A 12,925-nucleotide genomic window follows, 5' to 3' on the forward strand; every position below is an offset into this window, starting at 1 on the left:
ATGCGGCACGCAACCGGCAAAGGGGGGCCGCATTGTCCCGCTCCGCCCGCAGGGGGCAGGATGACGGGCATGACGCACGCGATGCAGAAGGGTTCGAACATCCCCGTGGCCACCTCGGCGGTACGGGCGGTGCTGCGCTGGACGGACGGACCCGACGTCCCGGACGTGGACGCCTCGGCCCTCGTCCTGGGCCCGGACGGCCGCGTGCGCTCGGACGAGGACTTCGTCTTCTACAACCAGCCCCGGCACCCTTCGGGCGCCGTGTGGCGGCTGGGCAAGAAGCGGCTGGCCGGGGACGCGATCACGGATGCGGTGCAGGCCGACCTGACCGCCCTCGGACCGGCCGTCGACCGGGTGCTGGTGGTGGCCTCCGCCGAGGACGTCCCCTTCGAGCACGTCCCGGACCTGCGGATCCTGCTGTACGACGCCTCGCCGGCGGCCGGCGGCGACCCGCTGGCCTACTTCGACGTACGGCCGGAGACCGGCACCGAGACGGCGATGATCTGCGGCGAGCTGTACCGGCGCGGCGAGGGCTGGAAGTTCCGCGCGCTGGGCGAGGGCTACTCGAACGGCCTGGAGGGCCTGGCCACGGACCACGGCATCTCGGTCGACGAGAACGCCGCGGAGGCCGCCGAGGGCGGCGCGCCGGGCGAGGACCGGACCCAGGCGATGCGGCAGCCCGCGCCGCCGGTGCCCGCGGCACAGCCGCACACCCCGGCCCCGGCCACCCAGGCGCCGCCGACCGCACCGCCCGCGTACGGCTACCCGCAGCCGGTCTCCCCGCCGCCCGTGCCCGTACCGGCCCCGGGCGGGGACCCGGCGTTCCGCCTGCCGCCGCAGGGGCCGCAGTTCATGCGGCGCTGACCGGCTCCGGCGGGCCGGCTCACGCCTTGGTCGTCTTGTACCCCCGCCCCCACTGCAGCCCCCATCCGTAGAGCCGGTCGAGCTCCGCCTGGAAGCCGTACACGAACTTCACCTCGCGGCGCACGATCAGGTCGCCCTTGACGTTCTCGATCGTCAGCACGGCGCAGGAGCGCGCCTCCGGCGCCCGCTCGTCGAGGGCGATCTCGATGCGCGGGCCGGTGGCGGGGTAGAGCGTGACGAGGGCGTGCGTGCGGTCGAAGGCCGGCGTCTGGTCGTAGATGTAGACGAACACCAGCAGCCGCTTGATCTCCTCGGCGTGGTCGAGGTTGACGAAGAGCGTCTCGCCCGAGGGCGCCCCGAACCGGTCGTCGCCGCTGAGCTTCACGTACGGCGGGGTGTTGATGTCGCCGAGGAAGTTGCCGAGCGGCTGGACGACGCCCTTGCTGCCGTCGGCCAGCTCGTAGAGGCAGCCGATGTCGAGGTCGACGTTGACCATGCCCTGGGTGTGGGCCTGGACGATCTCGGGTTTGAACAGCTTGAACGGATGGCGCAGCAGCTGACTGCTCTGGCCGGACGGGCCGCCGATGTCCGAGGTGCGCATCCGCCAGGACAGGTTCACCCGCAGGTTGCCGCTGACCGCGCCCTGTTTGGTGAGCGAGATCGTGGGATGCCGCCGGGTCAGCTCGATCGCGTTGGACGAGGCGCTGCCCGAGTCGAACTGCGCCGCCCGGCCGCCCCTGAGGCCGTCGAAGAACCCCATGTCTACCCCCCATGTCGTGTGGCGAGGCCGCGGAGGCGGCCGCACGTGCCGCGGGGCGGCCGCCGGGTCCGTTGGAACCCGTCCGGCCGCCCCGCTGAGAAGCGTTCCGCATTCCCGCCCGGATCACACCCCGGACGGGACCTCCGCCTTCTCGCCGTCGCCGGCCCCGCCCTCGGCCGCCAGCCGCTTGTTGCGGCGCACGGAGGACCAGAAGGACCAGGCGATCAGGATGACGCCGACGAGGCCGGTGACGACCTCGTTGATCTCGTACTGGATGGTGACGAGCAGGATCACGGCGAGGGCGCCGATGGCGTAGTGCGCGCCGTGCTCCAGGTAGACGTAGTCGTCCAGGGTGCCCTGGCGGACCAGGTAGACCGTGAGCGACCGGACGTACATGGCACCGATGCCGAGGCCGAGGGCCATGAGCACGATGTCGTTGGTGATCGCGAACGCGCCGATGACGCCGTCGAAGGAGAACGAGGCGTCGAGGACCTCGAGGTAGAGGAACATGAAGAAGGCCGCCTTGCCCGCGAGGGCGACGGCGGAGACCTGCTTGCCGCTGCGCTTGGCCTCCTCCTCGGCCTCGTGCTCGGCCTCCTCCTCTTCCTCCAGCTTGTTCTCGAAGTAGCCGGACAGGCCGCCCACGATCAGGTACGTGATCAGGCCTGCGATGCCGGAGACGAGCACGGTCTGTGCCTTGTCGACGTGGGCGCCGCCGTGCTGGTGGGCCTGGGTCGCGAAGGTCATCGACGTGATCAGCAGGGCGATCATGGCGATGCAGACGGACAGCATGTCGACCTTGCCGAGCTTCGCCAGGGGGCGCTCCAGCCAGGCCAGCCACTGGATCTCGCGCTCCTCGAAGATGAAGTCGAGGAAGATCATCAGGAGGAACATCCCACCGAACGCGGCGATCGACGGATGGGCGTCCGTGACCAGTTGCTCGTACATCTCCTTGTCGTTCAACGCGAGGTTGACGGCGTCGATCGGGCCGATCTTGGCGCTGATGGCCACGATCACGACGGGGAAGACCAGGCGCATGCCGAACACCGCGATGAGTACACCGACGGTGAGGAAGATCTTTTGCCAGAAGGCGTTCATCTTCTTCAGGATTCCGGCGTTGACCACGGCATTGTCGAAGGACAGCGAGATCTCGAGAACGGAGAGGATCGCCACGATCCCGAAGGCGGTCCACCCCCCGTAGAGCACCGCTGCGGCGAGGCCGAGCGCAGTGACTGCGAACGACCAGCCGAAGGTTTTCAGAACCACAGGTACCTCATCCGGACGCGGCTTTACGAAACGTTGACCCCGAAGTCTAGAGCGATGCCCCGGAGACCCGACGCGTACCCCTGTCCCACCGCCCGGAACTTCCATTCGCCGTTGTAGCGGTACACCTCGCCGAAGATCATCGCGGTTTCGGTGGAGGCGTCCTCGCTGAGGTCGTAGCGCGCCAGTTCCTGGCCGTCGGCCTGGTTCACGACGCGGATGAACGCATTGGTGACCTGCCCGAACGTCTGGCGGCGGGCGTCGGCGTCGTGGATGGAGACCGGGAAGACGATCTTGTCGACCTCGGCCGGCACGAGGGTCAGGTCGACGAGGATCGACTCGTCGTCCCCGTCGCCCTCACCGGTGAGGTTGTCGCCGGTGTGTTCGACGGAGCCCTCGGGGCTCTTGAGGTTGTTGTAGAAGACGAAGTACGGGTCCCCGAGCACCCGCCCGTCGCGGCACAGCAGGGCGCTGGCGTCGAGGTCGAAGTCCGCCCCCGTGGTCGAGCGCGCGTCCCAGCCGAGCCCGATCATCACGCGGGTGAGGTTCGGTGCGGCCTTGGAGAGGGAGACGTTGCCCCCCTTGGCGAGTGTGACGCCCATGTTCGTGGTCCTCCCCGGACTTCGGTGTGGTGACAAAGCCGTCCGGCGCCGCACACACGGGGTGCGCGGCGCCGGACGGAGGGTGCTTCGGGCTGCGCCGGCGGCAGGCCGGCGCGGGACGTCGGTCGTACGGCGACGCCGGGCGACGGTCAGACCTCGACGCCGGGCGTCGGTCAGACGTTGACGCCGAAGTCCTGCGCGATGCCGCGCAGGCCGGAGGCGTAGCCCTGGCCGATCGCGCGGAACTTCCACTCCGCGCCGTTGCGGTACAGCTCGCCGAAGACCATGGCGGTCTCGGTCGAGGCGTCCTCGCTGAGGTCGTAGCGGGCCAGCTCGGCGTTGTCCGCCTGGTTCACGACGCGGATGTAGGCGTTGCGGACCTGGCCGAAGCTCTGCTGGCGGGTCTCGGCGTCGTAGATCGAGACCGGGAAGACGATCTTGGCCACGTCGGCGGGCACGCCGGTCAGGTTGACCTTGATCTGCTCGTCGTCACCCTCGCCCTCACCGGTGATGTTGTCGCCGGTGTGCTCGACCGAGCCGTCCGGGCTCTTCAGGTTGTTGAAGAACACGAAGTTCGAGTCGTTGGTGACCTTGCCCTGATCGTTCGTCAGCAGGGCGCTGGCGTCGAGGTCGAAGTCGACCCCTGTCGTGGTGCGAGCGTCCCAGCCCAGGCCGACGATGACCGCCGTCAGGTTGGGGGCGGCCTTGGTCAGAGAGACGTTGCCGCCCTTGCTGAGGCTGACTCCCACGGGTCCTCCAGTGGTTTGTGTGGGGCGGGGCCCCGTCGTGCGTTGCTATCCGGATCAACGCTTGGATCCTAGTGACGGGTTCCCGTCCGCACCGGATTTTCCCGGGTCGCCGTGGCCTGATTCCCACCCCTGCGGGCGTTGAACCGGCCGCGCGGCGGTCGTTCGGCAGTCGTTCGGCAGTCGTTCAGCGGTCGTTCGGCGGCCTCAGAGGCTCTCGAGGGCCTTGATGTACTCGTTCAGGTCGCGGGCGTCGGGCAGGCCGTTGACGACGGTCCACCGGACGATGCCGTCCTTGTCGACGATGAAGGTGCCGCGCACGGCGCAGCCCTTGTCCTCGTCGAGGACGCCGTACGCGCGCGAGGTCTCGCCGTGCGGCCAGAAGTCGGACAGCAGCGGGTACTCCAGGCCCTCCTGCTCTCCGAAGACGCGCAGGGTCGGCACGGAGTCGTTGGAGACGGCCAGCAGCTGGGTGTCGTCGTTGACGAAGCGGGGCAGCTGGTCGCGCAGCTCGCACAGCTCGCCGGTGCACACGCCGGTGAAGGCGAAGGGGTAGAAGACCAGGACCACGTTCTTCTCCCCGCGGAAGTCGGAGAGCCGGACGGTGGCGCCGTGGTTGTCCCTGAGTTCGAAGTCCGGGGCCTTGGTGCCGACCTCGATGGCCATCGCTCGCGTCCCTTCGTTGGGCTGTTCGGGGCTGTTCGGGGCTGTTCGGGGCTTTGGGAGGCTCCCAGCCTATGACGGCCGCACGGGCCCGCCGCACGGCCCGGCCGGACGGCCCGGGAAAACCGCGGGACCCCCCGCCGACCGTGGTCGGCGGGGGGTCCCGTCCGCTGGTGCCGCCGCGCGCCGCGCGGCGGGGGGCGCCGGGATCAGCGCTTGCCGGACTTCGCGGCCTTGGGGGTCTTCAGGCGCTGGGCCGACCACTCCTTGCCGATGCTGAAGCCCTTGCCGGGCGTCAGACCCGCGGTCTTGGCGGCCTCGCTGATGTCGCTGGCCTCCACGAAACCGGCCCGGCCGGTCTTCGGAGTCAGCAGCAGGATCAGCGCCTCCTCCTCGACGAGCTCCGTGGCGTCGACGAGCGTGTCGGTCAGGTCACCGTCCTCGTCGCGGAACCACAGGAGTACCGCGTCGGCCACATCGTCGTAATCCTCGTCGACGAGGTCATTGCCGATGAAGCCCTCGATCTCCTCGCGGAACTCCTGATCGACGTCGTCGTCGTAGCCGATCTCCTGGACCACCTGGTCGGACTGGAAACCCAGCCGGGCGGCCAGGCTGCTCTCCGCGTGGTCCGCGGTCGCGCTCACGGGGTGCCTCCTGCTCATGTTCGGTGAATGTCTTCTGGCCGCGCGTGCACGCGCAGCATTGGGCGTAGTCCACACGGGAGCGGCGGATCGCGCAAGTACCCGGCCGCCGAGACCGTCGAAACGGTGACGATTACGGTCGTCTCGCCGCAAGTCCAGGCATGCTCCTGCCACTCCTCCGGTGATCCATGCCACACCATTCTCGGGTATTCGGAAGCTCTTGATGACTTTCCTACCTCTTTGAGGGACGAACGGCCTTACGAACCTCCTAAACCTCTTGGGCGTAAAGTTGCGAGATGTCCGGACCTGTCCCCCACGGGTGACGGACACTCGCTCGAAGTTCCACCGGTTACCGTGCGGTAAAGGTGAAGATCCGGACCCCGCGGTACACGATGGGAGCCGGTGTGACCCATGGCACGAAGACTCCCCCGAGAGTGAAGGAACAGCGTGGCTTCCGCATCCGATCGCAACCCGATCATCATTGGCGGCCTCCCGAGCCAGGTTCCGGACTTCGATCCGGAAGAGACGCGGGAATGGCTGGACTCCCTGGACGCAGCCGTCGACGAGCGCGGCCGTGAGCGGGCCCGCTACCTCATGCTGCGCCTGATCGAGCGCGCCCGCGAGAAGCGCGTGGCCGTGCCCGAGATGCGCAGCTCGGACTACGTGAACACGATCGCGACCAAGGACGAGCCGTTCTTCCCCGGCAACGAGGAGATCGAGCGCAAGGTCCTCAACGCCACCCGGTGGAACGCCGCGGTGATGGTCTCGCGGGCCCAGCGCCCGGGCATCGGGGTCGGCGGCCACATCGCCACCTTCGCCTCCTCGGCCTCCCTCTACGACGTGGGCTTCAACCACTTCTTCCGGGGCAAGGACGAGGGTGACGGCGGCGACCAGATCTTCTTCCAGGGCCACGCCTCGCCGGGCATCTACGCCCGCGCCTACCTGCTCGACCGGCTCTCCGAGCAGCAGCTCGACGCGTTCCGCCAGGAGAAGTCGAAGGCCCCGTACGGCCTGTCGAGCTACCCGCACCCCCGGCTCATGCCGGACTTCTGGGAGTTCCCGACCGTCTCGATGGGCCTGGGCCCGCTCGGCGCGATCTACCAGGCCCGGATGAACCGGTACCTGGAGGCGCGCGGGATCGCGGACACCTCCGCATCACACGTGTGGGCGTACCTCGGCGACGGCGAGATGGACGAGCCGGAGTCACTCGGACAGCTGTCGCTGGCCGCCCGCGAGGGCCTGGACAACCTGACCTTCGTCGTGAACTGCAACCTGCAGCGGCTCGACGGCCCGGTGCGCGGCAACGGCAAGATCATCCAGGAGCTGGAGTCGATCTTCCGCGGGGCCGGCTGGAACGTCATCAAGCTGATCTGGGACCGCTCCTGGGACCCGCTGCTGGCCCAGGACCGCGACGGCATCCTCGTCAACCGGATGAACTCGACGCCCGACGGCCAGTTCCAGACGTACGCCACCGAGACCGGCGGGTACATCCGCGAGCACTTCTTCGGCGACGACCACCGGCTGCGCGCGATGGTCGAGAACATGACCGACCAGCAGCTGCTCCACCTCGGGCGCGGCGGCCACGACCACAAGAAGATCTACGCGGCGTACGCGGCGGCCAAGGCACACAAGGGCCAGCCGACGGTGATCCTGGCGCACACGATCAAGGGCTGGACGCTGGGGCCGAACTTCGAGGGCCGCAACGCCACGCACCAGATGAAGAAGCTGACGGTCGACGACCTCAAGGGCTTCCGCGACCGCCTGCACATCCCGATCACCGACGCGCAGCTGGAGGGCGGCCTGCCGCCGTACTACCACCCGGGCCGGGACTCGGAGGAGATCCAGTACATGCACGACCGCCGCAGGTCGCTGGGCGGCTACGTGCCGACCCGCGTCGTGCGCGCGCGGCCCCTGCCGCAGCCGGAGGACAAGACCTACGCGGCCGCCAAGAAGGGCTCGGGGCAGCAGTCGATCGCCACGACCATGGCGTTCGTCCGCATCCTGAAGGACCTGATGCGGGACAAGGAGATCGGCAAGCGGTTCGTGCTGATCGCGCCGGACGAGTACCGCACGTTCGGCATGGACGCGTTCTTCCCGAGCGCCAAGATCTACAACCCGCTGGGGCAGCAGTACGAGGCCGTCGACCGCGACCTGCTGCTGGCGTACAAGGAGTCGCCGACCGGCCAGATGCTGCACGACGGCATCTCCGAGGCGGGCTGCACGGCCTCGCTGATCGCGGCGGGCTCGGCGTACGCGACCCACGGCGAGCACCTGATCCCGGTGTACGTCTTCTACTCGATGTTCGGTTTCCAGCGCACCGGTGACCAGTTCTGGCAGATGTCCGACCAGCTGGCGCGCGGTTTCGTCCTGGGTGCGACCGCCGGCCGAACGACCCTGACCGGTGAGGGCCTCCAGCACGCCGACGGGCACTCGCAGCTGCTGGCCTCGACCAACCCGGCCTGCGTCGCGTACGACCCGGCGTACGGCTTCGAGATCGCGCACATCGTCCAGGACGGCCTGCGCCGGATGTACGGCCCGGAGTCCGAGGACGTCTTCTACTACCTGACGGTGTACAACGAGCCGATCCAGCACCCGGCCGAGCCCGCGGACGTGGACGTGGAGGGCATCCTCAAGGGCCTCCACCGCTTCAGGGCCGGCGAGGCCGGCGCGGTCCCGGCGCAGATCCTCGCCTCCGGCGTGGCGGTCCCCTGGGCCCTGGAGGCCCAGCAGATCCTCGCGCAGGACTGGAACGTCCGGGCCGACGTCTGGTCGGCGACGTCCTGGAACGAGTTGCGCCGGGACGCCGTGGAGGCCGAGGAGCACAACCTCCTCCACCCGGAGGAGGAGCAGCGCGTGCCCTACGTGACGCGCAAGCTGTCCGCGGCGCAGGGCCCGTTCGTGGCGGTCTCGGACTGGATGCGCAGCGTCCCGGACCAGATCGCGCGCTGGGTGCCGGGGTCGTACACCTCGCTGGGTGCGGACGGGTTCGGCTTCGCCGACACCCGCGGGGCGGCCCGCCGGTTCTTCCACATCGACGCCCAGTCGGTGGTCCTCGCGGTGCTCACCGAGCTCGCGAAGGAGGGGAAGGTCGACCGTTCGGTGCTCAAGCAGGCGATCGACCGCTACCGGCTGCTGGACGTGGCGGCGGCCGACCCGGGCGCCGCGGGCGGCGACGCGTAGGGACCGACCCGTAGGGCCGACCCGTAGGACCGTACACGGCACCGGAGGACGCGCCGCGGGCGCGGGGGCGGGCCGCCCCTGCGCCCGCGCGTGCCCCGCGGTGCTCCACGGAGGAGCGGGTTCCGGCGGGGCCGGGGCCCGCTCCGCCGCGTCCGCGTCCTTACGATTCCGGACATGAAGGAAGTCCCCCCGCAGGTCCGCTGGGAGCGGCGGACCCAGAATCCGCTGCTCGCCCTCGCGGTGCTCTTCGCCGTGGCGTACGCGGTTCCGATCGTGCTGCCGGACGCGAGCCCGGCGCTCCACCGGGCGTGCACGCACGCCGAGTGGGTCGTGTGGGGGGCCTTCGCGGTGGACTACCTCGTCCGGCTGGTGCTGGCCACCGACCGCCGGGTGTTCGTCCGCACGCACTGGCTGGACCTGGCGGCCGTGGTACTGCCGCTGGTGCAGCCGCTGCGGCTGCTGCGGCTGGTGGCCACGCTGATGCTGGTCGGGCGGCGGGCCCGGATGGCGCCGCAGGTGCGGCTGACCACGTACGTGGCGGGCGCCGTGGTGGGGCTGCTGATGTTCGGCTCGCTGGCGGTGCTCAGCGTGGAGCGGGACGCCCCGAACGGGAACATCAAGAGCCTGGGCGACGCGGTGTGGTGGTCCTTCACGACCATGACCACCGTCGGGTACGGCGACCACTCCCCCACCACGGGCCTGGGCCGGGTGCTCGCGGTCGGGCTGATGCTGTCGGGGATCGCGCTGCTCGGTGTGGTGACGGCCAACATCGCCGCCTGGTTCATCTCCCGCTTCGAGCGCGACGACCAGGAGGAGCGGCGGCAGACCGCGGCGATCGCGGCCCTGGCGGACGAGGTGCGGTCGCTGCGGGCGGAGGTGGCCCGGCTGTCCGCGGGCGCGCCTCCCGCGGACACGGGCGTCGTACGGCCGGAGGCCGCCGGGTCCACCGGGTCCGCCGGGCCGGAGGGCGTACGACCGGAGGACCCCGGGCCCGCCGGGCCTGCCCGCGTACGCCCCGGGGTCGCCGCGCCCGCCGACGTGCTGCCGGGGCCGGACCCCGCGCGGGATGCGGCCCCGGCGGACCTCAGCGCTCCCAGACCTTGAACGCGCGGACCTGGTGGGGCGATTCGGGCAGCCAGACCCCGTCCCCGGGATAGGTCTGGAACTCGCCCGTCTCCGCGCACTCGGCCGACTCGTACGTCGTCACCGGCCGCCGCATCCGGTTGGCGAGGGCCTGCACGGTCTTCCCGGCCGGCAGCGCCACGCAGCTGTCGACGTCGACGGACTTCAGCTCGTGGACCTGCCGGGCCCCCTGGAAGCCGGCCCGGGCCCACAGGCAGAGCTGCCCGGGATCGCACCGGCCGAGGGCGGGCGGGGGCGGGGCCGCGGCCCGGGCGCTGGCGGGTGCCGCGGCGGGCAGCAGCGCGCTGCCGGCCAGCAGGGCGGCGGCCAGGGCGGTGGTGGCGTACGTGCGCATGTTCATCACTCCCGTGGGTCGGCGCGTGGCCCGTACGGGTGGCCCGGTCGGACCAGCGGCCCGTACGGAGCGCCGCACCCCCACGCTGACCTGCGGCGATGCCGGGGCGGAAGGGGCTTCGGCAGGGTCCACCCGGATAGGCGACGGCCCCGCCGGATGCGTGCGGCGGGGCCGTCGGGGGGCGCGGGGTTGACGCCGGTGCGCGGTGCGGTCGTACGGGCGTGGGGGCGCCGCGGTCCGGGTGCGGCCCGGGTCGGACGTGCCCCGTCCCGGCCCCCGCCCCGGCGTTGGCGCCGCGCTCGGTCAGGGCCGCGACGGCGGCGGCGAGCAGGGCGACGGTCCCGGCCACGGTGACGGCGGGGCCCATGCCCGACACGAACGTGTCACGGACCACCTCCGCCACGGCGCGGGTGACGGTCGCGGGGGTGCCCTCGGGGGACGGCGGGGCGTAGCCCACCTCGACGCCCTTCTTGTATTTCTCCAACGGGTCAACGGGTTGGCTGCTGTTGCCTGCATCACAGGTATCGTGGGCCAGCTCCGGCCGGGAGAGAGGACATACCGGGTGATGACGGAACCGCGCACCGCCCCGGGCGTCACGCCCGGCCTGCGGGAACGCAAGAAGCGGCGGACCAGGGACGCGCTGCTGCGCGCCGCGCTCGTGCTGTTCACCACCAAGGGGTACGAGCAGACGACCGTGGACGAGATCACCGAGGCCGTCGCCGTCTCCCAGCGCACGTTCTTCCGCTACTTCGCCAACAAGGAAGAGGTCGCCTTCGCCGTCCAGGACGTCGTCGAGTCGCACTTCGTGGCCGCCCTGCGGGCCCGGCCCGCGGAGGAGAACCCCTTCGCCGCGCTGCGCGCCGCCGTGCTCGACGCCTGGGACACCATCGAGGAGGCCATCGCCGACGTGGTCCCCGTCGACCTGCACATGCGGACGTACCAGCTCATCGAGTCCACGCCCGCCCTGCAGTCCGTCCACCTGCGGCGCTCGACGGAGCTCGAGGAGGAGATCGCGCGGCTTGTCGCCGGGAGGGAGGGCCTCGACGTGGACCGCGACCCGCGCCCGCGGGTGGCGGTCGCCGCCTTCTCCGGGGTCATGCGGATGACCGGCCGGATGTGGGGCAGGGGCGAGGACACGAGCGTCGAGGCGATCCGGCGCATGACCGTCGAGTACCTCGACCACCTCGCGCCCGCCCTGGCGTCCGACTGGCGCTGATCCGCCGCCCTTCCCCTCCTCGCGCGTGCGCCCGGGGAGCGGTGCGCCACCACGGCCCACCCGCGCCGGAGGGCGCCGCGCGCTCCTCACACCGGCCTCCGGCCAGCGGTGAGTAACGGGCGGCGGACGCGGTGTCAGGAAGCCGCCCCGGGCGCCGTGAGGCTGCTCACGCAGAGGGCCACCCGGCGTGCCCCGGGGCCCCAACGCCTCCTACAGTGTCCCGAAGTGACCTCCACCGACACCCCCGCCGGCACCCTCACCGCCGTGCGCGCCCTCCTCGCGCTCACGGTGGTCTTCATCATGCTCGCGACGACCGGCTGGACCACCCTGCACCAGTCCGGCCGGGAGCCCTCCGCGCGGGTCGCCGCCCTCGCCCTGTGGGCCCGCGGCACCGTCGACGGGCGTCGGCTGCCCACCGCCGAGACCCCGGCCCCGGGCATCAGGGCCTTCTTCGCGACCCTCGACGGTGCGCAGCGGGCCCGGCTCGCCGACCGCTACCCCCTCGTCGTGGGCAACCTCGACGGCGCCCCCGTCACCCTGCGCTACCGCGCCAACCGGCGGGCGATGGTCCAGGCGCGCGCCGCCGAGCGGGCGCGCGCCAAGGACTACCGGCTCGCCCCGGCCGGGCGCGACGAGGCGTCCCGCCGGGCCCACCGGCTGGACTCCCTGCTGACCCCGGACCGCCGGATCCTGGCCTTCGACCCGGCCGGCGGCGGCCGGGTGGCCGAGGTCTTCGGCGATCTCGACACCGCCCGCCGCGTCTCCGTGGTCGTGCCCGGCGTGGACACCGATCTGCTCACGTTCGAGCGCACCCAGCGCCGCTACTCGGCCCCGGTCGGCATGTCAGAGGCCCTGTACGAGGCCGAGCGCGCGGCCGACCCGGCGTCCCGCACCGCCGTGATCGCCTGGGCCGACTACACCACTCCCACCGGGGTGGGCATGGACGCCGCCACCGGCCGGCTGGCCGCCGACGGCGCCGTCCGGCTGCGGTCGATGGTCGCGGGGCTGCCGGGGAACTCCCGGGTGGAGCTGTTCTGCCACAGCTACGGCTCGGTGGTCTGCGGCGTGGCCGCGCACGGGCTGCCCGCACGGGTGACCGACATCGCGGTGGCCGGCAGCCCCGGCATGCGCAGCCAGTCGGCCGCGGGGCTGGGGACGACGGCCCGGGTGTGGGCCATGCGCGACCCCGGGGACTGGATCGGGGACGTGCCGTACCTGGAGCTCGGCGGCCTGGGCCACGGGGCGGACCCGGTGTCGCGGGGCTTCGGTGCGCGCGTGCTGTCCTCCGCCGGCGCCCAGGGCCACACCGGCTACTTCACGCCGGGCACGGTCGCGCTGGCCAACCTCGCCCGGATCGGCGTGGGTTCGTACGCCTCGGTGGTCTGCCGGACCGGTGGAAGTGCCTGTTCGGAGCCGGTCGACGGGACGGATGGGGCCTGACCGGTCCGAAGTGCGGGAAATTCGCCCACGCAGCGAGGGGACGCCGGAGCGGGCGCCGCTTACGATGAGCCGC

At 71.4% G+C, this 12,925-nt stretch carries 12 protein-coding genes; 5 read left to right on the top strand and 7 right to left on the bottom strand.

Going from position 1 to position 12,925, the window contains the following annotated elements:
• The first annotated feature begins 69 nt into the window (after positions 1–69).
• Positions 70–864 carry a TerD family protein gene (locus IF43_RS0113030; protein WP_030198746.1) on the top strand — a complete coding sequence of 265 codons (795 nt, stop codon included), beginning with the start codon at positions 70–72 and terminating at the stop codon, positions 862–864.
• 19 nt (positions 865–883) lie between these two features.
• On the opposite strand, the gene IF43_RS0113035 is transcribed toward IF43_RS0113030, so the two are convergent.
• From IF43_RS0113035 to IF43_RS0113060, 6 genes are all read right to left on the bottom strand, one after another.
• Complete coding sequence (locus tag IF43_RS0113035; RefSeq protein ID WP_030198750.1) at positions 884–1,624, bottom strand: Tellurium resistance; 741 nt, start codon at positions 1,622–1,624, stop codon at positions 884–886.
• Positions 1,625–1,747: 123 nt separating this feature from the next.
• Positions 1,748–2,890 (bottom strand): DUF475 domain-containing protein, encoded by a 1,143-nt coding sequence (locus tag IF43_RS0113040; RefSeq protein WP_030198751.1) that lies wholly within the window; start codon positions 2,888–2,890, stop codon positions 1,748–1,750.
• 23 nt (positions 2,891–2,913) lie between these two features.
• Positions 2,914–3,489 carry a TerD family protein gene (locus IF43_RS0113045; RefSeq protein ID WP_030198752.1) on the bottom strand — a complete coding sequence of 192 codons (576 nt, stop codon included), beginning with the start codon at positions 3,487–3,489 and terminating at the stop codon, positions 2,914–2,916.
• A 173-nt stretch (positions 3,490–3,662) separates the two neighbouring features.
• Positions 3,663–4,238: a TerD family protein gene (locus IF43_RS0113050; protein ID WP_030198753.1), complete on the bottom strand. Its 576-nt coding sequence runs from the start codon at positions 4,236–4,238 to the stop codon at positions 3,663–3,665.
• 204 nt (positions 4,239–4,442) lie between these two features.
• On the bottom strand, positions 4,443–4,901 hold the full coding sequence (locus IF43_RS0113055) for a peroxiredoxin (RefSeq protein WP_030198754.1): 459 nt from the start codon (positions 4,899–4,901) through the stop codon (positions 4,443–4,445).
• Between the two features lie 206 nt (positions 4,902–5,107).
• A complete protein-coding gene (locus IF43_RS0113060; RefSeq protein ID WP_030198757.1) occupies positions 5,108–5,542 on the bottom strand; it encodes a DUF3052 domain-containing protein in 435 nt (144 codons plus the stop codon).
• A gap of 444 nt (positions 5,543–5,986) precedes the next feature.
• Here IF43_RS0113060 and aceE point away from each other — a divergent pair, with 444 nt between their 5' ends.
• Positions 5,987–8,719 carry a pyruvate dehydrogenase (acetyl-transferring), homodimeric type gene (gene aceE / locus IF43_RS0113065; RefSeq protein ID WP_030198759.1) on the top strand — a complete coding sequence of 911 codons (2,733 nt, stop codon included), beginning with the start codon at positions 5,987–5,989 and terminating at the stop codon, positions 8,717–8,719.
• 174 nt (positions 8,720–8,893) lie between these two features.
• Entirely contained in the window at positions 8,894–9,823 is a 930-nt protein-coding gene (locus tag IF43_RS0113070) for a potassium channel family protein (protein ID WP_078910124.1), read from the top strand.
• On the opposite strand, the gene IF43_RS0113075 is transcribed toward IF43_RS0113070, so the two are convergent.
• Positions 9,804–10,196, bottom strand: coding sequence for a peptidase inhibitor family I36 protein (locus IF43_RS0113075; protein WP_030198766.1), 393 nt, complete (start codon positions 10,194–10,196; stop codon positions 9,804–9,806). The genes IF43_RS0113070 and IF43_RS0113075 overlap by 20 nt on opposite strands.
• Positions 10,197–10,761: 565 nt before the next feature.
• On the opposite strand from IF43_RS0113075, the gene IF43_RS0113080 reads away from it, so the two are divergent.
• A complete protein-coding gene (locus IF43_RS0113080) occupies positions 10,762–11,412 on the top strand; it encodes a TetR family transcriptional regulator (protein ID WP_030198768.1) in 651 nt (216 codons plus the stop codon).
• 225 nt (positions 11,413–11,637) lie between these two features.
• Positions 11,638–12,852: an alpha/beta hydrolase gene (locus tag IF43_RS0113085; protein ID WP_030198771.1), complete on the top strand. Its 1,215-nt coding sequence runs from the start codon at positions 11,638–11,640 to the stop codon at positions 12,850–12,852.
• The last annotated feature ends 73 nt before the right edge of the window (positions 12,853–12,925 follow it).

The organism is Streptomyces sp. NRRL S-87 (assembly GCF_000719335.1).
Lineage (GTDB): Bacteria > Actinomycetota > Actinomycetes > Streptomycetales > Streptomycetaceae > Streptomyces.

Coding starts and splice junctions, on each gene's coding strand:
- IF43_RS0113080 (WP_030198768.1), top strand. CDS start 10,762: ATGACGGAACCGCGCACCGCCCCGGGCGTCACGCCCGGCCTGCGGGAA.
- IF43_RS0113035 (WP_030198750.1), bottom strand. CDS start 1,624: ATGGGGTTCTTCGACGGCCTCAGGGGCGGCCGGGCGGCGCAGTTCGAC.
- IF43_RS0113045 (WP_030198752.1), bottom strand. CDS start 3,489: ATGGGCGTCACACTCGCCAAGGGGGGCAACGTCTCCCTCTCCAAGGCC.
- IF43_RS0113075 (WP_030198766.1), bottom strand. CDS start 10,196: ATGCGCACGTACGCCACCACCGCCCTGGCCGCCGCCCTGCTGGCCGGC.
- IF43_RS0113030 (WP_030198746.1), top strand. CDS start 70: ATGACGCACGCGATGCAGAAGGGTTCGAACATCCCCGTGGCCACCTCG.
- IF43_RS0113070 (WP_078910124.1), top strand. CDS start 8,894: ATGAAGGAAGTCCCCCCGCAGGTCCGCTGGGAGCGGCGGACCCAGAAT.
- IF43_RS0113055 (WP_030198754.1), bottom strand. CDS start 4,901: ATGGCCATCGAGGTCGGCACCAAGGCCCCGGACTTCGAACTCAGGGAC.